Origin of the sequence: Muricoccus vinaceus, from assembly GCF_042433125.1 — a bacterium.
Taxonomy (GTDB): Bacteria; Pseudomonadota; Alphaproteobacteria; order Acetobacterales; family Acetobacteraceae; genus Roseomonas; species Roseomonas vinacea.
In genome coordinates this window covers 47,830-70,274 of the sequence record NZ_JBHLVZ010000084.1, presented here as the reverse complement: position 1 = coordinate 70,274, position 22,445 = coordinate 47,830, and the positions used below count along the sequence as shown (strand labels likewise).

General features: G+C 69.0%; 20 protein-coding genes. 10 read left to right on the top strand and 10 right to left on the bottom strand.

Going from position 1 to position 22,445, the window contains the following annotated elements:
- The first annotated feature begins 61 nt into the window (after window positions 1–61).
- Window positions 62–1,366, top strand: a complete 1,305-nt coding sequence (gene hisD, locus ACFFIC_RS23465; protein WP_377054924.1) for a histidinol dehydrogenase — start codon at window positions 62–64, stop codon at window positions 1,364–1,366.
- Between the two features lie 66 nt (window positions 1,367–1,432).
- On the opposite strand, the gene ACFFIC_RS23460 is transcribed toward hisD, so the two are convergent.
- The 6 genes from ACFFIC_RS23460 to ACFFIC_RS23435 form a co-directional block, all read right to left on the bottom strand.
- Complete coding sequence (locus ACFFIC_RS23460) at window positions 1,433–3,034, bottom strand: ABC transporter substrate-binding protein (protein ID WP_377054922.1); 1,602 nt, start codon at window positions 3,032–3,034, stop codon at window positions 1,433–1,435.
- A 77-nt stretch (window positions 3,035–3,111) separates the two neighbouring features.
- The gene (locus ACFFIC_RS23455) at window positions 3,112–4,278 is read right to left on the bottom strand and encodes an LLM class flavin-dependent oxidoreductase (protein WP_377054920.1); all 1,167 of its coding nucleotides are present in this window, start codon (window positions 4,276–4,278) and stop codon (window positions 3,112–3,114) included.
- Window positions 4,278–5,702: an amidase family protein gene (locus tag ACFFIC_RS23450; protein WP_377054918.1), complete on the bottom strand. Its 1,425-nt coding sequence runs from the start codon at window positions 5,700–5,702 to the stop codon at window positions 4,278–4,280. Before ACFFIC_RS23450 ends, ACFFIC_RS23455 begins: the two co-directional genes overlap by 1 nt.
- Window positions 5,689–6,519, bottom strand: a complete 831-nt coding sequence (locus tag ACFFIC_RS23445; protein WP_377054916.1) for a polysaccharide deacetylase family protein — start codon at window positions 6,517–6,519, stop codon at window positions 5,689–5,691. The genes ACFFIC_RS23450 and ACFFIC_RS23445 overlap by 14 nt, the downstream gene beginning before the upstream one ends.
- A gap of 26 nt (window positions 6,520–6,545) precedes the next feature.
- Window positions 6,546–7,325 (bottom strand): SDR family NAD(P)-dependent oxidoreductase, encoded by a 780-nt coding sequence (locus ACFFIC_RS23440; RefSeq protein ID WP_377054914.1) that lies wholly within the window; start codon window positions 7,323–7,325, stop codon window positions 6,546–6,548.
- Entirely contained in the window at window positions 7,318–8,082 is a 765-nt protein-coding gene (locus ACFFIC_RS23435; protein ID WP_377054912.1) for an SDR family NAD(P)-dependent oxidoreductase, read from the bottom strand. Before ACFFIC_RS23435 ends, ACFFIC_RS23440 begins: the two co-directional genes overlap by 8 nt.
- A 100-nt stretch (window positions 8,083–8,182) precedes the next feature.
- On the opposite strand from ACFFIC_RS23435, the gene ACFFIC_RS23430 reads away from it, so the two are divergent.
- On the top strand, window positions 8,183–8,977 hold the full coding sequence (locus tag ACFFIC_RS23430) for an IclR family transcriptional regulator (protein ID WP_377054910.1): 795 nt from the start codon (window positions 8,183–8,185) through the stop codon (window positions 8,975–8,977).
- 52 nt (window positions 8,978–9,029) lie between these two features.
- Here ACFFIC_RS23430 and uxuA read toward each other — a convergent pair whose 3' ends face one another.
- Window positions 9,030–10,226: a mannonate dehydratase gene (uxuA, locus tag ACFFIC_RS23425; RefSeq protein WP_377054908.1), complete on the bottom strand. Its 1,197-nt coding sequence runs from the start codon at window positions 10,224–10,226 to the stop codon at window positions 9,030–9,032.
- 115 nt (window positions 10,227–10,341) lie between these two features.
- Window positions 10,342–10,830, bottom strand: coding sequence for a MarR family winged helix-turn-helix transcriptional regulator (locus ACFFIC_RS23420; protein ID WP_377054906.1), 489 nt, complete (start codon window positions 10,828–10,830; stop codon window positions 10,342–10,344).
- Between the two features lie 133 nt (window positions 10,831–10,963).
- Here ACFFIC_RS23420 and mhpA point away from each other — a divergent pair, with 133 nt between their 5' ends.
- From mhpA to ACFFIC_RS23405, 3 genes are read left to right on the top strand one after another with little or no spacing between them, the layout of a single operon-like run.
- Entirely contained in the window at window positions 10,964–12,520 is a 1,557-nt protein-coding gene (gene mhpA / locus ACFFIC_RS23415) for a bifunctional 3-(3-hydroxy-phenyl)propionate/3-hydroxycinnamic acid hydroxylase MhpA (protein WP_377054904.1), read from the top strand.
- A gap of 51 nt (window positions 12,521–12,571) precedes the next feature.
- Complete coding sequence (locus ACFFIC_RS23410; protein WP_377054902.1) at window positions 12,572–13,585, top strand: amidohydrolase family protein; 1,014 nt, start codon at window positions 12,572–12,574, stop codon at window positions 13,583–13,585.
- Between the two features lie 44 nt (window positions 13,586–13,629).
- The gene (locus tag ACFFIC_RS23405) at window positions 13,630–14,628 is read left to right on the top strand and encodes a Bug family tripartite tricarboxylate transporter substrate binding protein (protein ID WP_377054900.1); all 999 of its coding nucleotides are present in this window, start codon (window positions 13,630–13,632) and stop codon (window positions 14,626–14,628) included.
- Window positions 14,629–14,715: 87 nt separating this feature from the next.
- On the opposite strand, the gene ACFFIC_RS23400 is transcribed toward ACFFIC_RS23405, so the two are convergent.
- Entirely contained in the window at window positions 14,716–15,486 is a 771-nt protein-coding gene (locus ACFFIC_RS23400; RefSeq protein ID WP_377054898.1) for an SDR family NAD(P)-dependent oxidoreductase, read from the bottom strand.
- Between the two features lie 180 nt (window positions 15,487–15,666).
- Between ACFFIC_RS23400 and ACFFIC_RS23395 the strand changes: the two genes are divergently transcribed.
- Window positions 15,667–17,112 carry a sulfatase family protein gene (locus tag ACFFIC_RS23395; RefSeq protein WP_377054896.1) on the top strand — a complete coding sequence of 482 codons (1,446 nt, stop codon included), beginning with the start codon at window positions 15,667–15,669 and terminating at the stop codon, window positions 17,110–17,112.
- A 23-nt stretch (window positions 17,113–17,135) separates the two neighbouring features.
- On the opposite strand, the gene ACFFIC_RS23390 is transcribed toward ACFFIC_RS23395, so the two are convergent.
- The gene (locus ACFFIC_RS23390) at window positions 17,136–18,173 is read right to left on the bottom strand and encodes a LacI family DNA-binding transcriptional regulator (RefSeq protein WP_377054894.1); all 1,038 of its coding nucleotides are present in this window, start codon (window positions 18,171–18,173) and stop codon (window positions 17,136–17,138) included.
- A 254-nt stretch (window positions 18,174–18,427) separates the two neighbouring features.
- On the opposite strand from ACFFIC_RS23390, the gene ACFFIC_RS23385 reads away from it, so the two are divergent.
- From ACFFIC_RS23385 to ACFFIC_RS23370, 4 genes are all read left to right on the top strand, one after another.
- Window positions 18,428–19,861: a sulfatase family protein gene (locus ACFFIC_RS23385; protein WP_377054892.1), complete on the top strand. Its 1,434-nt coding sequence runs from the start codon at window positions 18,428–18,430 to the stop codon at window positions 19,859–19,861.
- A gap of 62 nt (window positions 19,862–19,923) precedes the next feature.
- Window positions 19,924–20,868, top strand: coding sequence for a formylglycine-generating enzyme family protein (locus ACFFIC_RS23380; RefSeq protein WP_377054890.1), 945 nt, complete (start codon window positions 19,924–19,926; stop codon window positions 20,866–20,868).
- Entirely contained in the window at window positions 20,865–21,662 is a 798-nt protein-coding gene (locus ACFFIC_RS23375) for an ABC transporter permease (RefSeq protein ID WP_377054888.1), read from the top strand. Before ACFFIC_RS23380 ends, ACFFIC_RS23375 begins: the two co-directional genes overlap by 4 nt.
- The gene (locus tag ACFFIC_RS23370; protein ID WP_377054886.1) at window positions 21,659–22,429 is read left to right on the top strand and encodes an ABC transporter ATP-binding protein; all 771 of its coding nucleotides are present in this window, start codon (window positions 21,659–21,661) and stop codon (window positions 22,427–22,429) included. Before ACFFIC_RS23375 ends, ACFFIC_RS23370 begins: the two co-directional genes overlap by 4 nt.
- Window positions 22,430–22,445: the final 16 nt, after the last annotated feature.

Below are 22,445 nucleotides of genomic sequence, written 5' to 3'. Positions count from 1 at the left end.
CCGGTCGCTTTCGCGGGTGGCCTGCCTCCCTCTTCCGCCCAGTCCGGCAACGGAAACCCGAATGTCCTCCCTCCACGACCCCGATGACGGCCTGACCTTTATCAAGGCGGTCCGGCGCGATTCCTTCCAGGACAACGACGCGCTCGGTGCCACGGTGAAGGGCGTGCTCGACGGCGTCCGGACCAGGGGGGATGCCGCGGTGCGCGACTATGCCGCGGCGTTCGACAAGGTCGAGTTGGAGCGGTTCGAGGTGGATGCGGCCGAGAGGGCCGCAACGGTCGCGCGGCTGGACCCTGCGGCACGCGCGGACGCCGAATTCGCCATCGGCCGCGTCAGGGACTTCGCCTCCCGCCAGCTCGGCACGATGCTGCCGCTGGAGGTGGAGCCGCTGCCCGGCCTGCATCTCGGCCACCGGGTGATCCCCATCCAGCGCGTCGGTGCCTATGTGCCCGGCGGCCGCTATCCGCTGCTCTCGGCGCCGGTGATGACCATCGTGCCCGCCCGGGTTGCCGGGTGCGACGAGGTGGTGGCCTGCCTGCCGCCCGGCGCGCATCCCGACATGATCGCCGTCTGCCATCTTTCCGGCGCGGACCGCATCTTCCGCATCGGCGGCGCCCAGGCGATCGCCGCCATGGCCTTCGGCACGGAGAGCGTTCCCGCCGTGGACAAGATCTTCGGTCCGGGCAATGCCTATGTGAACGAGGCGAAGCGGCAGGTGTTCGGCAGGGTCGGGATCGACCAGCTTGCCGGCCCCAGCGAAATCTATGTGGTGGCGGACGCGACCGGCGACCCCGAGATGATCGCGACCGACCTTCTGGCGCAGGCCGAGCACGACGTGATGACGCGCGTCGGCCTCATCACCACCGACCGCGCGCTGGCCGAGGCAACCGTGGCCGAGGTGGAGCGCCAGCTTGCCGACCTGCCGACGGCGGACGTCGCGGGCCCGGCCTGGCGCGACTATGGCGAGGTCGTGCTCTGTGCCGACGAGGCGGCCATGATCGGCTATTCCGACCGGATCGCGGCGGAGCACCTGCAGGTCCACACCGCGGACCCCCACGCCACCGCGCGCCGCCTGCGCAACTATGGATCGCTCTTCATCGGCAAGCTGGCGAGCGTTGTTTATTCCGACAAGTGCTGCGGCACGAACCACACCCTGCCGACGCTGGGCGCGGGCCGCTACACGGGCGGGCTCTGGGTCGGCTCGTACCTCAAGGTCTGCACGCACCAGTGGCTGGACCCGCGGGGCGTGGCCGCGGTCGCGCCACCCGCCATCCGGCAGAGTGCGCGCGAGGGGCTGGAGGGCCACCGCAGGGCCGCGGCCTTCCGCACGGGCCATAACCGCGCCGCACCCATGCGGCACGGGTGATCGCGGCCAGCGTGACGTGGCTGGCGTGGCATTGCCGGGCGTCGTGCCCGGCGCGTGGCGCCCCGCTCAGCGGGCGCTCCGCTCGATGTTCCAGAGGATGGGAAAGCCGAAGTCGATCACCCCCTTCAGCTCCGCCCTCCAGACCGCAGGGCTCGCGAACTGCCCGGCGAGCGGGAAGTTGGCCTGTTGGAGGGAGAGCCGCTGGAGTTCGCCGGCGATCTCCCGCCGCCTGGCCGCGTCGGGCTCCGCCTCGAAGCGCTCGATCACCGGGGTCATGGCGGGGTCGCAGTAGCCCCAGGGCTGGTTGTTGGTGCAGTTGTAGCCAATTCCCGGATTGCTGAGCGGGTTGGCCAGATCGAAGCCCGTATAGACCACAGGCAGCAGGCTCCAGCCGCCCTGGTCGAGCGGCTGACGCTGGATCCAGCGCTGCGCGTGGGACGACCAGTCGGAGGTCTGCACGTCGAGGTTGACGCCGGCCTGCTTGAGGCGGTCCAGCATCACCAGGCCGATCGGGTTGATCAGGGCGGAGTCGGCGGGCTGCAGGAAGACGACCCGCTCGTTGCGGTAACCTGCCTGCCGCAGGAGCTCGCGGGCGCGGGCGATGCTGGTATCGCGCGTCTGCTCCGTTCCGGCGGCGCTCTCGTAGAAGGTGCCGCACGCATAGAGCGAAAGGCATTCGGGCCGGGCCAGGTCGGTCGGCACCCCTTCAGCGGCGATAAGCTCCTGCCGGTCCATGATCTGCTGCACGGCGCGGCGGACGAGCACGTTGTCGAAAGGCGGCTGGTGGTGATTGATGCTGATCCCGCCCACGATCTCGGCATAGCCGCGCGCCCGCGCGAGCACCAGGTTCCGGTCGCGCTGCATGTTCCGGATGTAGTCGATCGGCGCGTATTCCAGGTAATCGACCTCGCCGCGCTGGACCGCCGCCGCGCGCAGGCCGGGGTCTCCCATGTTGACGAACTCGACGCGCTCCACCTTGGCGACCTTGCCGCCAGCGAGGCCGTCGGCCGGCTCGCTGCGAGGGCGGTAGCGCGGGTTGCGGGCGAAGACGGTGCGCTCCCCGGGTATCCATTGGTCCCTGAGGAACAGGAAGGGACCGGATCCGACGACTTCGGACACGGGCGTTGTCGGCGGCGTGGTGGCGGCCAGGCGTGCCGGCATGATGAAGGGAACCTGCACGCTCGGCTTGCCCAGCGCCTCGATCACCAGGCCGAAAGGCCGCCCGAGCTCCAGCACGAAGGTCCGGGCATCGACGGTGCGGAGGTCCTTCGTCGCGGCGATCAGGCGGCGGCCCAGGGAGTCGCGGGCGCCCCAGCGCCGGATGGAGGCAACACAGTCCTCGGCGGTCACCGGCGCGCCGTCGCTGAATTCCAGCCCTTCGCGCAGGGTGAAGGTGTAGGTCAGACCGTCATCGCTGATCCGCCAGTTGTCCAGCATCTGCGGGCGGTATTCGCCCTTGCCGTCCATCGCGATCAGCGTGTCGAAGACCATGTAGGAGAAGTTGCGGGTCACGAAGGAAGGGCCCGCGATCGGGTCCAGCGTCTGTAGCCCGACATTCAGCACCAGGCGCAACGGCCGGTCCTGCGCCTGCGCCGCGGGCACCGCGAGCGGCGCGGCGGCCAGCAGGGTGGCAGCGAGGGTCTTCCTCAGTCTGGTTCCAAGTCCCATCGGCGTGGTCCTTCTTCTGGAGGCACCGTGTGTTCTCTGGCGTGCGTGGCGGCCGGGTCAGCGCCCGGGCGTCCTTCTCAAGCGGAAGCGGTGGCGGCCTGGGGGTGCGGCGCCCGCATCCCGCGGGTTTCGAGAAGGGGCATGACCTCCTGGAAGCGGCGGAGGCCGTCGGCGAAGTCCACCCAGGTGAGAAGAACCCCGTCCAGCCCGGCCTCGGAAAGCTCGTCGAGGCGCGCGGCGATGTCCCCGGCGGTGCCCACGAGGCCGGAGCCGCCGGCGCCCGCCGCGAAACGCTTGCGGAAGGAACGGACGGCCTCCGGGGATTGCATGATCTTGGTCTGCGAGCCGACGCCCGCGCTCCATGCGTCCAGGCTCGGCCCGTCCTCGTGCCGCACGGCGAAGTGCTCGAGGTAATCCGCGGCCTCGGTGCGCGTCGCCCGCTGCACGCAATAGGCGTAGGTCCAGACCTGCACCTCCCGGCCGTAGTCCCGGCGGGCCATGTCCTTGTAGGCGGCGATCTGGGCGGCGATCTCGGCCGTGTCCTCCGATCGCAGGATCAGGAAGCAGACATCGGCGAACTCGCAGGCGAAGCGCTGGCCGCGGTCCGACCCGCCCGCGTTGACGATGGGCGGTCCGGGCCGCTGCAACGGCTTGGGCATGGAGGAGCCGCGGAGGACGCGGAAGAACTCGCCCTCGTGGTCGAACTCCGCCTCCTCGTGCCACAGGCGCTGGATGATGCGGAGCCATTCCTCCAGATGGTCGTAGCGGCGGTCGTGCTCGGCCATGGCGGCGCCGAACATCTCCAGCTCCGGCTTGTTCCAGCCGCCCACCACGTTCAGGGCGAAGCGGCCATCCGCGATGATGTCGATCGTCGCGCACTGCTTGGCAGCCGTGATGGGATGAAGGGTGGGCGCGTGGGAGGTGGCGATCACCGTCATGTGGCGCGTCGCCTGGGCGATGCCCGCGCACCAGGTGAAGGGATCGAGCGTCACGCCGCTGGGATGGGACGGCTCTCCCTTGAGGTAGCCCTTCCATCGCGCATAGGCGAGCACGGCCTCAAAGCCCAGATCATCGGCCTGGCGCGCGGTCTCCACCGAGTTCTTCCAGCTCGGCCGGTAGGCCTCCGGCACCAGCGTCTGGGCGGCGCCCTTCCCGTTGGTCCCAAAGATCCCGAGCTTCATCCTGTTGGGGCCGAGCAGCGGATTGCGCCGCCGGATGGCATCGGAAGGTGCCGCACCGGACATCAGGCGAGAACCGGCACGGTGCTGTCCACCACCCAGCGCGCGAGGCCCGTCAGCGCGGCGTCGCCATGCATCTGCCCGATCACCTGCACGCCCACGGGCATGCCGCCAACCGAGAGAAGCGGCAGCGTGATGGCGGGCGAGCCGAGGACGGAGGTGGCGGCGTTGAAGGCGGGGAGGCCCGTCGTGTGGGTCACGCCGGAGTCCTTGGCCTTGTTCTCCAAAAGCGGGGCAGGGCCCACGGAACTGAGGCTGATCAGGCCATCCGCCAGCGGTGCCAGCGCGGCGAAGGCCCGGCGCGCGGCCTCCCGTTCCAGGAGGACCAGGCGGTAGTCCTCGATGGACATGCCGCGCGCGAGGTCGAGCCGGGACATCATGCTCTCGCTCAGCCCGACCGGGAATCGCTCGATCAGGTTCTCGAGCGTCCAGCGCAGCTCGTAGCCGCACACGTCGCGGCAGATGGCCAGGCTTTGCGCGATGGCCCGCTCGAAGTTCTCGATCAGGGGGCTGTCGCGGCGCCGCAGGATGGTCACGCCGGCGTCGCTGAGCTGCCCGAGAAGCTTGTCGAAGGCGCCCGCGGTCGCCTGGTCCGTCATCGACCAGCCCTCGCTTTCCATGACGATGAGGCGCGTGGGCCGGGCCGGTGGGCGCGGGGCCGTCTCCCCGTAGAGGCCGGGATGGCCGGGGTCGCCGCCGGCGCGCTGCGCCATCTCGAAGGCGACACTCCACATGTCCGCGAGGCAGCCGGCATGCACGCCGATATGGCTCTGGCTGAAGGCCAGGCGCTCCCCGCGATGGATGGCGCCGAAGCTTGGCTTGATGGCGGTGTTCGCGCAGAAGCCGGCCGGGCGGATGATGGAGCCGACCACCTGCGTGCCCAGCGCGGCCGGCACCATGGCCGCGCCGATCGCCGCAGCCGAGCCCGAGGATGAGCCGCCGGGCGTGTGGTCGGGGTTGAACGGATTGGTGGTGGGGCCGGGATGGGACATGCCCAGTTCCGTTGTCACGGTCTTGCCGAGGATGACCGCGCCGGCCTGGCGCAGCGCCAGCACGCTCGCGCTGTCGGTCCTGGTCTGCACGCCCTTGAACAGGGGGGTTCCCTGTTCGGTCGGCATGTCCTTGGTTTGTAGCATGTCCTTGATGCCGATGGGCATGCCGTCGATGGTGGAGAGCACGCGCCCGGCCTTGTAGCGGGCGGTCGCGGCATCGGCCGCCTCCCGCGCCCCGGCCTCGTTCAGCGTCACCCAGGCCCGCACCACCGGCTCGCGCGCCGCGATCACCTCCAGGCAGCGCTCCAGATAGGCACGGGGCGTGTCCGTGCCAGCGTGGAAGGCGGGCACGGCGTCGTGGAAGGTAAGCGGCCTGAAGCCCGCGGGATCGTAACCGTTGGGCGGCGGCGCGGCGTGGTTGGCGTCAGGCGGCGTCATGGGCGGCGATCCAGGCTTCGGCGACTTCGGTGCCGGTGGCGAACCAGACATTGGGAAAGGACTTGATGAAGGCGATCATGTCCCGCAACAGGGCGATGCGGCTCGGCCGTCCCGTCACCTGCGGGTGCATGACCAGGTTGAACAGCCCGCCCCAGCGATAGATCTCGCGGAACTCGTCCTGGAAGATTTCCAGCATGTGGCTGTTGGGAAAGATCGGCCGGGGCGACTTGACGGAGAAGAGCGCGTGCGGCGCGTCGTCCGTGCTCCAGTGCCAGGGCAGCTCGATCGGCCCCTTGCCGCCGCCGGGCAGCGTGAGGCGGTAGGGCACCACGTCGTCCAACAGGGAACTGTCGTAAAGAAAGCCGTGCTGGTGCAGCAGCCTGATCATGCTGTCGCTCGACTCCCCGGCGGGGGAGCGGTAGCCGCGCGGCACGACGCCGACCACGCGCTTCAGCGCATCCAGCCCCTTCTCCATCTCCTCCACTTCCTTGTCCGGGAAGTCGGGGTCGATCCAGTTGTGCGAATAGCTGTGGTGGGCCACCTCGTGACCGCCGGCGACGATCATCTCGGTGCGCTGAGGGTGGTGCTCCGCGGTCCAGCCGGGGACGAAGAAGGTGGCCTTCAGCTCCTCCTCCTCCAGCGTCTCCAGGATCTTCGGCACGCCCACCTTGGCGCCGTACACGCCCTGGCTGAGGATGCCCGGCCGGCGGGCATTGCCTGGGTCGCGCGAGGTCCACAGCGTCTCGGCATCGAAGTCGAAGGTCAGCATCACGGCGATGCGCGCGCCGCCGGGCCAGTTCACGCTCTTGTCGATCATTCCTCGATCCTTCATCCCCCGGCCCGTCATCCCGTTGTTGCCTGCCCGGGTGCGCGCGGCGGGTTGCGCGCGGTTGTCCAGCCGCCATCCACGGCGATCACCTGTCCCGCCACGAAGGAAGCGTCGGCGGAAGCCAGGAAGGCGATCACGGCGGCGACCTCCTCCGGGCGGCCGGCCCGGCGCAGCGGTGTCGGCTCGACAATCGCCTTGAGGTAGTAGTCGTTCAGCAGGTGCTTCTCGGTCATGGCCGTCTCGATCACGCCGGGCGCCACGGCATTCACCAGGATGCCCTCTGGCCCCAGTTCGGATGCGAGCTGGCGCGTGAACTGCGCCACGCCGGCCTTGGCGACCGCGTAGGCCGTGGTGCCGGGATAGCCCGCCAGGGCGAGGGTGGAGGAGACGTTCACGACCCGCCCGCCTGGCCGCGACAGGTGCGGCGCCACGTCGCGGGTCACGCGCAGGACGGCTTTCAGGTTGGTGTCGATGAAGCGGTCGATCAGATCGTCGTCCGATTCCGCGAGCGGCCTGGAGCCGCCGATGCCGGCATTGTTCACGAGGATGTCGATGCGGCCGAAGACGTCCATCGCGGTGCGGGCCAGCGCCGTGCCCGCATTCCCGGACGTGATGTCCAGTTCCATCGACCGGGCGCCGAGGCTTCGGGCCGTGGCGGTGACGTCCGGGCTGCGGTCCGCGAGCAGGACCTGCGCCCCCTCCGCGGCGAGGCGGCGCGCCGTGGCCGCCCCGATGCCGCGCGCCGCGCCGGTGACGATGGCCACGCGGCCTCCCAGACGTCGCGGGTCAGGCAAGGCGTCCTCCGTCCACGGGAAGGGCGACGCCGGTGGTGAAGGCCGCATCGTCGCTGAGAAGGAAAAGCACGGAGGCGGCCACCTCGCCCGCCTCGCCGAAGCGGCCCAGCGGGTGGCGCGCGCGGAACTCGGCCTCCCGCTGCAGGCGCGCCTCCGGGCTGGTGGCGGATGCGAAGGTTTCCTCCAGCATCGGCGTGTCGATGGAGCCCGGGCAGACGCAGTTCAGGCGGATGGCCTCGCCGGCATGAACGCGCGCGAGGCTGCGGGTCATCATGACAACGGCGGCCTTGCTGGCGGAATAGGCGGGCAGGGCGGGGGAGCCGGTGAGGCCGGCGGCGGAGGCGAAGGTGACGACGGCGCCGCCGCCTGCCTCCCTCAGCAGTGGCAGGATCGCGCGAAGGGTCAGCCAGGTGCCCTTCACGTTGATGTCGAAGAGGCGGTCCCAGTCCTCCTCCGCGAGTTCGGTCAGCGGCACCGTGGAGCCTATGGTGCCGGCCGAGGTGGCCAGCAGCGTCACTGGTCCCATGCGGCGCGCCTCGCTCGCCAGGCGCGCCTGGTCAGCCGCGCTGGTCACGTCGCCCTGAACCGCGACGGCGCCAGGGCAGGCACGCAGGGTTACGGCAAGTCCCTCCGCGTTCCGGTCGAACAGGAGGACGCGCGCGCCTTCGCGTGAGAGGCCCTGTGCGGTGGCGCGCCCCAGGCCGGAGGCTGCCCCCGTTACCACGGCGACGCGGCCGGTGAAGCGGTCAGCCCGCATGTGGATCACTGCGCCCGAACATCGACCCTCCACGAAAGCGAGAGTATTGTCTAGCGATACGAACGAATTGTAGAGTGATGGTAAGGAGGGATCGCGCCGCATGTCAAAGGCAAAGCAGCCTTCGTTGCCCACGCGCGACGACGTGGATCCGCGGCTCTACGTCCAGGCCGTGGAGAAGGCGTTCCGGGTGCTGGAGGTCTTCGGCTCGCTTCAGCGGCCGCTCTCCCTGGCGGAGATCGCCGAGGCCTCGGGGCTGGACAAGAGCGGCGCGCAGCGGATGTGCTACACGCTGCGCTGCCTCGGCTACCTGGCGCTGGATGAACACGGGCGAGGCCATGTTCCGGGCTTGCGGCTGATGGATCGCTCCTACGACTTCCTGCGCATGCACCCCCTCGTGCAGCGCGCCACGACACCGCTGATGGACCTGCGCCGGACCACGCAGGAGCGGGTGGATCTGAGCCTGCTCGACGATCTCTCGATCGTTTACGCCGTGCGCCTGCAGAGCAAGCGGGAGACCTTCGCGGCCACGCTGGTCGGGCGGCGCCTTCCCGCCTTCTGCTCCTCCGGCGGGCGCGCGATGCTGGCCCAGTTGAGCGACGACGCGATCGAGGATGTGTTCCGTCGCTCCGATCGGCGCCCCATGACGCCCCGCACGGTGACGGACCTGCCCGGCCTCCGCGCCAGGATCGCCGAGGCGAGGGCGCTGGGCTACGCGCTCGCGCTGGAAGAATGGTTCCTGGGGGAGATCGTGCTCGCGGCCGCGGTGACCGACGCCGAAGGCCGGCCGGTCGCCGCGGTGCATATCGCCGCGTCGCTTTCGGAATGGGAGGAGGAGCCGTTCCGGCGACGCATGGCGCCGCTGGCGATGGAAGCCGCGCGTGCCCTGAGCGGCTGAGCGGCCTGCCTGGGGCAGGCCGCCACCGGAAGTGCCGGGATGAGGTTTTGGCCTAGATCGGCAGGCCCTTGATCCGGGCGACGGCGGTCATGACCCCGCGCAATTCCGCTAGGCCGCGCAGGCGGCCGATCAAGGGATAGCCGGGAAATGTCGGCTTTCCGATGTCGTCCGCCAGTTCATGCCCGTGGTCGGGCCGGAAGGGGATGCGCCAGTCCGGCCGGCCGGCGTCGAGGCGGCGCTTCTGCTCCGTCAGCAGCGCCTCCACCACCGCCACCATGTCGGTGTCCCCGCCGAGATGGTCGGCCTCCATGAAGGAGCCGTCGGGTTCCTTCGCGACGTTCCGCAGATGCGCGAAATGGATGCGGTCGGCGAAGCGCGCGGCGATGCGCGGCAGGTCGTTGGCCGGATGCGCGCCGAGCGAGCCCGTGCAGAGGGTCAGCCCGTTGGCGGGGCTGTCGGCCATCGCGAGGAGGTCGGCGATGTCCTGCTCCGTCGAGACGATGCGGGGCAGGCCGAAGAGGGGGCGCGGTGGATCGTCGGGGTGCATGCCCATGCTGACGCCGAGTTCCTCGGCGGTGGGGATCACCTCCGCCAGGAAGCGGCGCAGGTTGTTCTTCAGATCCTGTGCGGTCATCCCGCCATAGGCCGCGAGGATGCGGCGGAGGCCCGCGACGTCGTAGCGTTCGAAGGCACCGGGCAGGCCGGCCATGATGGAGGCAAGCAGGGTTTCCTTCTGCTGCTCGCTGGCGCCCTCGGCCCAGGCCCTGGCGCGGGCGAGCAGCCCGGGTGACACGCCCTCCTCCGCGCCGGGGCGCCCGAGGATGAAGACGTCGAAGCCGACATACTCGTGCGCGTTGAAGCGGAGCGCGGTGCCGCCGCCCGGGAGGGGGTGGCGCAGCTCGGTTCGCGTCCAGTCCAGAACGGGCATGAAGTTGTAGCAGATGTTCGTCACGCCGCAGGCCGCGAGGTTGCGCATGGATTGGCGGTAGCTGGCGAAGAGCGGGGCGCAGTCGGCGTCGCCGCGCCGGATCTTCTCGTGCACCGGCAGGCTTTCCACCACGCGCCACTGCAGCCCCAGCGCGGGATCGCGCGCGAGGGCCGCCTTGCGCCGCTCGATCTCCTCCACCGTCCAGACCTCGCCATAGGGGACCTGGTGAAGGGAGGTGACGATGCCGCGCGCACCCGCCTGCCTGATGTGGTCGAGACGGACCGCATCGTCGGGGCCGAACCAGCGCCAGGTTTCTTCCATCAAGAGGGATCCTTGAATAATGGGTCGGCACCCATGATGGCGTGGGTGTGGGCGCGCTGCCCCACGATGATCGCGCCGCGGCGGAGGGCACCGCAGCACCCGGAGGCATGAGACCTCACCGTGTTCGCCTCGCCGGGCGTGCCGGTGTTCTTTCGCTGGCCGGGTCGGCGGCCATGGCCGAGAGGTTCTCGTGGACGCGCAACAGGGCGCCGCGAAGCCGGGCCGCGTCCTCTGCGGCAAAGCCGCGCAGCGCCTCGTCCTCGTGCATCACCGCAACGGGGATCAACGTCTCCAGGAGACGACGGCCCGAAGGTGTCAGGCTGATGTCCACCGTCCGCGCATTCCCCGGTACCCTCTGGCGCGAGACCAACCCTTGACGCGACATCGTGCCGACGAGGCGTGACAGCGTGGACAGCTCGACGGTGGTGGTCGCGGCCAGCTCGCCCAGGCCCATGGCGGTGCATTCCCGCAGCGCCGCCATGACGCGGTACATCGGCAGGGTAAGCCCATGGGGTGCAAGGTGGCGGGAGAAGAGTTCCCCCATCCGGACACCCACGCGGTTCAGAAGGTAGGGAAATGCCTTGGTGAGCTGGTAGTCGTCCATGAGATCCTCTCGGCGGGGTGGTGCAGCCGAAAAAACTTGCTGATGCAACTCTTTCATTTGCAAATGTGACCTGCGGCGGCCATGATGACCTCAACGGTGCCGGAACCAAGACCGGCCGGGCGGGAGGAACGCCATGGAAGAGTACGACGTTGCCGTCATTGGCTACGGGCCGACGGGCATGACCCTTGCCGCGCTGCTTGGCCAGCGCGGCCACCGCGTGCTGGTGCTGGAGCGTTATACCGGCCTCTACAACCTTCCTCGCGCCGCGTGTTTCGATGACGAGGTCATGCGCACCTTCCAGAAGCTGGGCTTGTCCGAGGAGATCGGACGGGGCGCGGTGGTGCAACGCGACTACGACTGGATCAACGCCGACGGCGAGACGCTGGTGGAGCTGACCTACGCCGACCCTGCGCCATGCGGCTGGGCCCAGCTCTACATGATGTTCCAGCCGCATGTGGAGGACGTGCTCGACCGGCATGACAAGGCTCTCCCGACCGTTTCCGTGCGGCAGGGAGTCACCGTCACGGCGCTGATCCAGGACGATGCCGGGGTGACGTTGCGCGGCACGAGCGAGGGTGGGGGGGATATATCGGTGCGCGCGGCCTTCGTGGTGGGGGCCGATGGTGGCAGCGGCTTCGCCCGCCGCGTCGTGTCCGAAGCGGTGGAGGATTACGGCTTCCAGGAGAACTGGCTCGTCTGCGACTTCCGGATGCACCGCGCCGTCGCGGGATTGCCGATGTTCCGGCAGGTCTGCGACCCCGCGCAGCCCACCTCCATCGTCCGGATCGGCCCGCACCACCACCGCTTCTCCTTCATGCTGAACCCCGGCGAAACGCGGGAGGAGGCGACGCGTCCCGGGCGCGTCTGGGACAGGGTGGCGCGCTATCTGACCCCGGCCGATGCCGAGCTGATCCGCGCGGTGAACTATGTGTTCCGCTCGCGCATCGCCGGCCGCTGGCGCCAGGGCCGCGTGCTGCTGGCCGGAGACGCGGCACATGAGATGCCGCCCTTTCTCGCGCAGGGCATGTGCTCGGGCATCCGCGACAGCCACAACATCGCCTGGAAGCTCGACCTCGTGCTCACCGGACAGGCTCATCCGGATATTCTCGACACCTACCAGCAGGAGCGCGAGCCGCATGTGCGCTTCATCACGGAGCGGGCGATCGAGCTGGGGCGGGTGCAGACCATGCGCGATCCGGCCAGGGCCCGGGAGCGCGACGCAAGGCTGCTGGCGCAGCGCCGGGGGAGCCAGGCACCCGAGAAGCTGCGCTTCCCGCCCTTGAGCGGGGGCCTGGTGGTGAACGGGGGCGGGCTGTTTCCGCAGGCAGCGGTGCGGGCCAAGAGCGGGTCGGGCCTGTTCGACGATGTGGTGGGCGCCGGGTGGTGCATCGTGGCGGCCACGCCCGGGGTGCTGGACCTCCTGACGCCCATGCAACGCGCCGCCTGGGAGCGGATCGGCGGACGTGTCGCTGTGGTGTCGCCTTCTTCGCCGGACGTGTCTGTGCCGGGCGCGCTGGAGGATCTTTCCGGCACCTATGCCGAATGGTTCGCCGCCCATGGCGCCGCTGCCGCCGTGGTGCGGCCGGACTGGTATGTCTTCGGCACCGCGACGGACGGGGGTGGGCTGACGGCGCTTCTGGGCCGGCTTTCGCGGGCGCTGGAAGGGCGTGACGTGCTCGTTCCCTCGTGACCGCGGCCGCGGCACGCATCATCGACGCCACCAAGACGAAGGAAAAGAGAAATGCAGGGCAAGGTCGCGCTGGAGGAACACTTCGCCATCCCGGACACGCTGATGGACAGCGCCGGATTTCTGGCGGCGGAGGTGTGGGAAGAGCTGAAGGCGCGCCTGCTGGACCTGCAGGACCGGCGCCTGCGGGAGATGGACGCGCACGGGATCGAGGTGATGCTGCCCTCGCTCAACGCGCCGGCCGTGCAGGCCATTCCCGATCCGGCGCAGGCGGCGGAAATCGCGATGCGGGCGAACGATTTCCTGGCGGGGGAGGTCGCGAGGCGCCCCGACCGCTTCCGCGGGCTCGCCGCACTGCCGATGCAGGACCCGGACCTCGCCGCACGGGAGCTTGCCCGCTGCGTCACCGATCTTGGCTTCGTCGGCGGGCTGGTGAACGGCTTCTCTCAGGTGGGAGCGGCGGACAACGCGACCTATTACGACCTGCCGCAGTACCGGTCCTTCTGGGCGGAGGTGGAGCGGCTGGGCGTTCCCTTCTACCTGCACCCGCGCAACCCGCTGCCGAAGGACGCGGCGATCTATGACGGCCATCCCTGGCTGCTCGGCCCCACCTGGGCCTTCGGGCAGGAAACGGCTGTGCACGCGCTGCGGCTCATGGCCTCCGGCCTGTTCGACGCGCATCCCGGGCTGCGCATCATCCTTGGCCACATGGGGGAGGGGCTGCCCTACTCCATGTGGCGGGTGGACAACCGCAACGGCTGGGTGAAGGCTCCCAAGGGCTATCCGGCAAAGCGCCCGCTCGGGGAGTATTTCCGCGAGAACTTCTTCATCACGACGTCGGGCAACTTCCGCACGCAGACGCTGATCGACGCGATGCTGGAGATCGGGGCGGACCACATCCTGTTCTCCGCCGACTGGCCCTTCGAGAACATCGATCACGCGGCGGACTGGTTCGATGCCTGTTCCATTTCGGAGAACGACCGGCGGAAGATCGGGCGCACCAATGCCTGGAAGCTTTTTGACCTGGATGGGGCCATGGGGCGGGACCTCGCGCGGGCCGCCGAATAGTCTGGACACAACAAGGGCCAAAGCCCTGCGGGAGGAATCACGACATGAATCTCACCCCCCCTTCGCCCCGGACGGTGCTGCCGCGCCGGGCAGCGATGGCCGCGGGTCTCGCCCTTGCGATGCCCGGCACCGTGAGGGCGCAGGGCACCGCCACGGCCAGGCCGGTCACGATCATCGTGCCCTACACGCCCGGCGCGCCGCCCGACATCATCGCGCGCGCGGTGGGGGAGGGAATGTCGCGCCGCCTGGGTCGGCCCGTGGTGGTCGAGAACCGCCCGGGCGCCTCGGGCAATATCGGGACGGAGGCGGTGGCGCGGGCGGCACCGGACGGCAACACGCTGCTGCTGCAGGCAACGACCCTCTCGATGAATGTGAGCCTGTTCCGCACCATCCCCTACGACCCCGTAGCGAGCTTCGCCCCGATCGCGACCCTGATGGAGACGGAAGGCACTCTGGCCCTCAACGCCTCGGCCGGTGGGACAAGCCTCGCCGAGTTCATGGCGCGGGCGAAGGCGCGGCCGGGGGGACTGAACTACGCCTCGCCCGGCGTGGGAACGCCGCACCACCTGGCCATGGAGCTGTTCAAGCGCCGGGCCGGGCTCGATGTCACGCATGTGCCCTATCGTGGCTTGGCAGGGGCCATCACGGACATCCTGGCCGGGCATGTCGCCGCCATGTTCATCCACACCCCGCAGGCCGTGGAGCTGTCGCGGGATGGGCGGGTGCGCGTGGTGGCCGTGACGGCCGACGCGCGGCTGCCTTATCTGCCCACGGTCGCGACCCTGGCCGAGCAGGGCGTCACGGGCGTGGTCATGCGCGACTGGTACGGCCTCTTTGCCCCGGCCGGCACGCCGCCGGAGCTGATCGCGCGGCTGAACGAGGCGGCGAACGACGTGCTGTCGGCACCCGACGCGCTGCGCAACCTCGTCGCCCAGGGCTACGAGGTGGTGGGCGGCACGCCGGAGGCGCTGCGGGAGCGGGTTGCGGTGGCCATCCCGCGCTGGGCCGCGGTGGTGAGGGATGCCGGGATCACGGCGGAGTAGCGGCCGGGAACCGGAGGCGCGAAACCCGGCGCCCGCGTGCGGCATGCGCCGAGCAAGCTCGGCCGCATGCCGTCCGCGGCACGCGCGTCATGTCAGCCCCGCGTCCACCACGAACTGTGCGCCCGTGCATCCAGCGGCCTCGTCCGAGGCGAGAAAGAGCGCCACGGATGCGACGTGCGAGGCCTGGAGGCGAAGCTTCAACGCCTGGCTGGCCATGAACTCGGCCTCCATCTCTGGCGTGCGCCAGAGGCCGAGCTGGCGTTCCGTGACGATCGCACCCGGCACGATGCAATTGACCCTCACGCCATCGGAGCCCAGCTCCCGCGCCAGGGTCTTGGTGAGACCGATAACGGCGGCCTTCGCGGTGGTGTAGCCCACCATGCCCGGCCTACCTTTGATCCATGAGGTGGAGCTGAACAGAATAATCGAGCCGCGCGCGCGTGCGCGCATGCCCTGGGCAACCGCCTGGGTGGCGAAGAACTGGTGGTCCAGGTTGACGGCCAGCCGGTCCCGCCATTGCTCGGGCTCCACCTCGTCGAAGGCGTGCCTCTCGTCGCTTGCGGCGTTGTTCACCAGCACGTCGATGCCGCCGGCGATCCCCTCGATGTCACGCACCGTCCGGCGGAGGACCGCCACGTCGCGCAGGTCGCAGGCGTGATACGCCGTATGCGGCAGGGTATCAGCCAGGAGGCCGCCAGCTTCGTGCTGGATGTCGAGCACGTGGACGTTGCAGCCCTGTGCGGCAAACGCGCCTGCCATCGCCGCGCCGATACCGGTGGCGCCGCCCGTGATCACCACGCGCCGGCCGCGCAGGCTGCGGTAGGACACCGCAGCGGGCAGTGCAGGAGGGCTCGGCACCGGGTGATCCTTGTGTGGAACGGACGCCATGGGCAGGATTTGTAGTGTTGCGCGAATGCCTGTCAACGCGGCAAGGGGCGGGTAGCCCGCTGCCGGACCGCGGCGCTACGATCCTCCGCCTGCCGCCGCGCTCCGCTGGTGTCGGCACTTTGCTAAAGCGAGGAGGAATGCCGGATGGACATGGCTCGTCGACCCAACATCGTTCTGGTCATCACCGACCAGCAGCGCTTCGACACGATCGCCGCTGCCGGGTTCGGGCATATGATCACCCCGAACCTTGACCGTCTCGCGCGGGAAGGGGTGATGTTCACGCGCATGTACGTGACCTCGCCGTCCTGCGCGCCCTCGCGGGCGAGCCTGTTCACCGGCCTGTACCCGCACACCACCGGCGTCTTCCGCAACGACGAGCGCTGGACGCACACCTGGGTGAACCTGCTGGCCAATGCCGGCTACCGCTGCGTCAACGTGGGCAAGATGCACACGCATCCCTTCGAGGAGTCCTTTGGTTTCCATGAACGCCATGTCGTGGAGAACAAGGACCGTGCAACGCCGCGCCTGCCCTTCTTCATGGACAACTGGGACAAGGCGTTCTGGTCGCATGGTCTCGAGAAGCCCAGCCGGATGACCTATGCGCGGCGGCCGGATTACCGCGAAAGCCTGGGCGCTTTCGTCTGGGAGCCGCCGGCGCATCTGCATTCCGACAACTTCGTGCCGGCGCTCGCGGCACACTGGATCGACTCCTGGCGCGGCACTGGGCCCTTCTTCCTGGAGATCGGCATTCCCGGACCGCATCCGCCCTACGATCCCACGCCGGAGGCGCTGGAGGCCTATAAAGGGCGGGACCTTCCCGCGGCGATCTGGGACCGGGAGGATATCGACGGCCAGCCCACGGCATTGAAGAAGCTGCGTGAGCAGCACCTGTCCGTGGATCATGACGCGGTGGTGCACCTCGACGAGCCGACGCCGGAGCAGATGCGGCGCCAGCGCGAGCACTATTGCGCCAATGTCACGATGATCGACGCCCAGATGGGCAAGCTGACGGAGGCTCTGGAGCGACGCGGCGTGTTGCAGGACACGGTGATCCTCTTCACCTCGGATCACGGAGACTGCCTGAACGACCACGGGCACAGCCAGAAGTGGACGATGTACGAGGGAAGCGTTCGCGTGCCGGCCATTGCCTGGGCTCCGGGGCGGGTGGCAGAGGGGAGGGTGGTGGAAGACCTCGTTTCGCTGTTCGACCTCGGTCCGACGATTCTTGAGCTGGCTGGCATCGAGCCGCCACGCTGGATGGAGGCGCGCTCGCTGCTTCCCTATCTCGGCCATGGCGAGGTGGAGCCTCGCCCCTTCGTTTTCGCCGAGCACGCAGGTGACCGGATCCTCAGCGGCACCGAGTTCATGACGATGATCCGCGAACAGCGGTGGAAGCTTGTGCATTTCGTGGACAGCGACGAAGGGCAGCTCTTCGACATGCGCGCCGATCCACAGGAGTTGCGCAATCTTTGGAACGACTCGGGACATGAGCCGGTTCGCAGGGCGCTGGTGAACGAGATCCTAGCTTGGCGGATCCGGAGCGATCTGAAGACGCAGGGCTGGTCCGAGGCACTCCGGGGCTTTCCGGCGCGTTGATCCGCGGCGGCAAGGCAGTGTTGCTAGCCCACGGCCCGCGTGCTGCCTCGCTCTATCAGAGTCCAGCCGGCTACCAGTCGCTGGGGCGGCCCGCCAGCGATCCGCGCGAGAATGGTCTGGGCCGTGAGCCGCCCGATCGCCTCGCGCGCCGGGCGGACCGTGCTGAGGGGAGGGGCCATGTAGGCGCTGGCTTCCGAATCCCCGAAGCCGACGACGCCGCAGTCGTCCGGTACGCGCCGGCCCCGGCCGGCGAGGCCGCGCAGCACGCCGAAGGCGACGGCATCGCTGTTGCAAACGATGCCGTCGACGTCGCGCTGATCATCCAGCAGTGCGCGCAGCAGGGCTTCACCGAGCCGCGGGTCGCCTGGCTCGGCCCGCGTGCAGAGCACGGGTTCGGCAAGCCCGGCCTCGGCGGCAACGGCGGCAAGGCCCTGGGCACGCTTCCGCGCGCGCGTGTCGCCGGGGCGGAGGCTGCCGAGGAAGGCGAGGCGGCGGTAGCCGCAGGCGAGCAGGTGCTCGCCCTGCGCGCGCCCGATCGCGGTGTGGTCCATGCCGACGGCGGAATCGATGACCTCCCCGCCGATATCCCACATCTCCACCACCGGCGCGCCCGATGCGCGCAGTAGCCCGACCGCGCGGGGATGATGGTCGAGACCGATGATCGCCATGGCGGCCGGGCGCCAGCTCAGGAAGTCGCGCACGATCTGCCATTCCTGTTCCGGGTCGTAGCGCGAGTTGCCGAGCATCACCTGCAGGCCTTGCTGAACGAGTTCCGTCTGCATGGCATCGATGACGGCGGCGAACTCGGAGTAGAACAGGGACGTGACAACCACGCCCACGACGTTGGAGCGCGTTCGAACGAGGCCGCCGGCGAGGCGGTTGGGGACATAGTCCGCCTCGTCCAGCGCGGCGCCGATGCGCGCCCTGAGTTCCGGCCTCACGGTTTGCGGAGCGCGCAAGGCGCGGGAGACCGTGTTGACCGAGACGCCCACGCGGCGTGCCACGGAGGCGAGCGTCGCGCGTGGGCTCGCGCCGTGGTCGCTGCGTTGTTCTCCGGTCATCTTGGCCTCCTCCCCGCCGATTTCCGCACCCGGCCCCAGGACGACGCGTGGCAAAGTGAGCGTTGCGTTAACCTTAACTCTATGTGAAGCTGCACCTCCTGAACAAGAACAACAACGGCGCTCTGTGCGCCGCGAGGACGTGCGTCGGAGGATGGGCATGCCGCGGTCAGCGCAGGCAATTCAGCACGAGCCACGCCTTGGCCGGGTCCTTGGCCCGCCCACTCAGCCCTACAGTCTGAAAGGCTTGAGCCCGCATGGCTGACCGGCCGAACATCATCCTGATCATGACGGACCAGCAGCGCTACGATTCCATCGCGGCGCTGGGCTTCCCGCATGTCTCGACACCCAACCTGGACCGGATGGTGGAGGACGGGGTCGCCTTCACCGAATGCCACATCACCGCACCGAGCTGCGTGCCTTCGCGCGCAAGCCTGTTCACGGGATACTACCCGCATACGACCGGAGTTCTCGCCAACGGGCAGGCATGGCAGCACACCTGGGTGGAGCGGCTGCGCGAGAGCGGCTACCGCTGCGTCAACGTGGGCAAGATGCACACCATTCCATACGAGTCCGACTCCGGCTTCCATGAGCGCTACGTGGTGGAGAACAAGGACCGCTACATGGAGGGGCGCTGGTTCTTCGACGAATGGGACAAGGCGCTCGCGGCGCATGGCCTGGTCAAGCAGCAGCGCGAGCAGTACCGCGAGAGGCCCGATTACCGGACGCGTCTCGGCGCCTTCGACTGGGAGCTGCCGGAGGCGCTGCACTCGGACGCCTTTGTGGGCAACATGGCGAAGTGGTGGGTGAACACCTACCCGCCGACCGAGCCGTTGTTCCTGCAGGTCGGCTTTCCCGGCCCGCACCCGCCCTTCGACCCGCCGGCGCGCTACTCCGCACCCTACCTGCGGGCGAACGACCTTCCGTTGCCCAAGCCGACGCGGGAGGAGCTGGATGGGCTTCATCCGGCGTTGCAGGAAAAGCGCCGGCATGACGTGGAGGTGGATCACGACAGTGTCGCCTGGAGCCTCGATCCTTCCCCGGACCAGATGCACCGGGTCTGGGCGCATTATCTCGGTAACGTCACCCTGATCGATGACAAGATCGGGGAGTTGCTGGGGGCGCTCCGGGAGCGCGGCTACCTAGAGGACGCGGTGGTGATCTTCACTTCCGACCATGGGGAATGCCTTGGTGAACACGGGCTGATCCAGAAATGGTCGATGTATGACGTCGTGACGCGCGTGCCGACCATCATCTGGTCCACCGCCGGCCGCTTTCCCGGCGGGCGCCGCGTGGAGGGCCAGTGCCAGCTCTTTGATCTCGGCCCCACTATCCTCGAGCTGGCCGGCCTGACGCCGCCAGCCGATTTCGAGGCGCGCAGCCTGCTGCCGGCGCTCGAGGGACGGGACTGGACGCCGCGCACCCATGTGTTCTGCGAGCAGGCCGGCGACGTGGCGCTGGGCGGAGTCGAGTTCATCACGGGCGTGCGCAGCGACGGCTGGAAGCTCGTTCACTTCAAGGGCTCTGCGGAAGGACAGCTCTTCGACCTCGCCAGCGACCCTGCGGAGGTGCGGAACCTCTGGAGCGATCCCGCGCATCTGGAGAAACGGCGGGAGTTGCTGGATGCGATACGCGAGTGGCTGATCGATTCCGCCTACCGCACGCGCGACCTTCACGCGGCATGCCGGTGACAGCCGTGGCTGAGCCAGGTGCCGCTGGGTCCGGTGGCATCCTGCCGCAGCCAGCCGCTACGATGGCCTGGATTCCCGGCGGCGTGTTCCGGATGGGCTCCGACCGTCATTATCCGGAGGAGGCGCCTGTTCACCGCGTGCGCGTGGACGGGTTCTGGATGGATCGCTCGCCGGTCACGAACCGTGAGTTCTCCGCCTTCGTGCGGGCGACCGGGTACCGCAGCGTGGCGGAAACGGCACCGGATCCGGCGCTCTACCCTGGCGCCGATCCCCGGATGCTTCAGCCCGGCTCGATTGTGTTCCAAGCGCCGTCGGGACGCGACGGGCTGCGGGCCGCGGAAAGCTGGTGGCGCTTTGTGCCCGGGGCCAGCTGGCGGCGCCCGAAGGGGCGAGAGGAGATCGGGACGGCCCTGATGGAGCATCCCGTCGTCCACATCGCCCATGCCGACGCCGCGGCCTATGCCGCCTGGGCGGGCAAGGGTTTGCCGAGCGAGGCCGAGTGGGAGTTCGCCGCGCGTGGCGGGCTGGATGGGGCAGACTATGCCTGGGGCAACGAGTTCCTGCCGGATGGACGGCGGATGGCGCATGTCTGGGAGGGGGAGTTTCCGGCGAAGCGCGCGGGCACCGGCGAGCATGGCACGGCTGTCGTGGGTTCCTATCCCGCCAATGGCTACGGCCTTGTCGACATGATCGGGAACGCCTGGGAATGGACGGACGACTTCTGGACGGGACGGCATGCCCCCGAGGTGTCGAAGCCGTGCTGCGTTCCCGCCAATCCCCGGGTGACGGATGCTGCAAGCAGTTATGATCGGCATCAACCGGCGGTTCGCATTGCGCGCAAGGTGCTCAAGGGGGGATCGCATCTCTGCGCGCCGAATTACTGCCGCCGCTACCGGCCGGCGGCACGCCACGCTCAGATGATCGACAGCGCCACCACGCATGTCGGCTTCCGATGCGTGCTGCGGCCGGACGGATCAGGTGGCGCGGCAGGGGGCGCACTGGCATGACGGACCCGATGCCCGGCGTGGAGGAGCCTTCGCGAAAGTCCTGGGCACCGGCCGCCGCCATGCTGGGGTTGAACCTCCTCGCTGTGCTGCTCGGGCTCGGTGCCTGGTGGCTCGTCACGGCCGAGGGAGTGGCGGGCCTGCCAGGGCCCGGCGCCGTGCTGGCGGCCGGGATCACCCTGGCGCGGAACGGGCAACTGCTGACGGACTCGCTGGCGAGCCTGGCGCGGGTGCTGACGGGTTTCCTGCTGGGTGTCATGATCGCGGTGCCCGTGGGCTTTCTGATGGGCTGGTACAAGATCGCGCGCGGGCTGGTTGAGCCTTACGTGCAGTTCTTCCGCACCATTCCGCCGCTGGCCGTGATTCCGCTGGCCATCGTCACCATGGGCATCGGAGAGACACCGAAGATCTTCGTGATCTTTCTCGCGGCCTTCCTGTCGAGCGTGGTCGCCACCTTCCAGGGTGTGGTCAGCGTGGACCGCACGCTCATCAACGCCGCGCGCGTGCTGGGGGCGAAGGACGCGACCATCTTTCGCCGCGTCGTCATCCCGGCCTCCACGCCCTTCATCATGGTGGGCGTTCGGATCGGACTGGGCTCTTCCTGGGCGACTGTGGTGGCGGCGGAGCTGATCGCGGCGCAGTCCGGGCTGGGCTTCCGCATGCAGCAGGCTCAACTCTACTACGACTTGCCGACGATCTTCGTCAGCCTGATCGCCATCGGTGTGCTGGGCCTGCTGATGGACCGCATCATCATCGCGGCCGACCGCGCCCTGACCGCGTGGCAGGAGAAGGCATGAGGCCGAAGATCTCCTTCCAGGATGTGTCCCGCCGCTTCGATCTTGGCGGCGGTGGTGGGTTCCTGGCGCTGGACCGCTTTTCGCTCGACGTGGCGGATGGCGAGTTCATCACCGTGGTCGGGCCATCCGGTTGCGGCAAGTCCACGGCCATGAACATCGCGGCGGGGCTGTTGCGGCCATCTTCCGGACGTGTGCTGGTCGAAGACGCCGAGGTGGATGGGCCAGGACCCGAACGCGGCGTGATCTTCCAGCAATATGCCCTGTTTCCCTGGCTGACGGTGCGCGAGAACGTCGAGTTCGGTCTGCGCGTGGCGGGAATGGCGGCCCGGAAGCGCCGCGAGGTGGCGGACCATTTCATCGCCCTTGTCGGCCTGTCCGACTTCGCGGACTCCCTTCCGAAGACGCTGTCAGGCGGCATGAAGCAGCGCTGCGCCATCGCGCGGGCCTATGCCGTCAATCCCAAGATCCTGCTGATGGACGAGCCCTTCGGCGCCCTGGACGCGTTGACTCGGGTTAACCTTCAGGACCAGCTGCTGCGTACCTGGAGCCAGGAACGGCGGACGGTCCTGTTCATCACCCACGACGTGGACGAGGCCGTGTATCTCGGCAGCCGCGTGATCGTGATGGCGGCGCGTCCGGGCCGTCTTCATAAGGTCGTGCCGGTGGACCTGCCCTATCCGCGTACGGAGGAGATGCGCCTTTCGGCTGGGTTCACGGCGTTGCGAAACGAGGTCTGGCGGTCGGTTTATCATCCGGCGGAGCACTGAGCGGCAAAGCATCAAC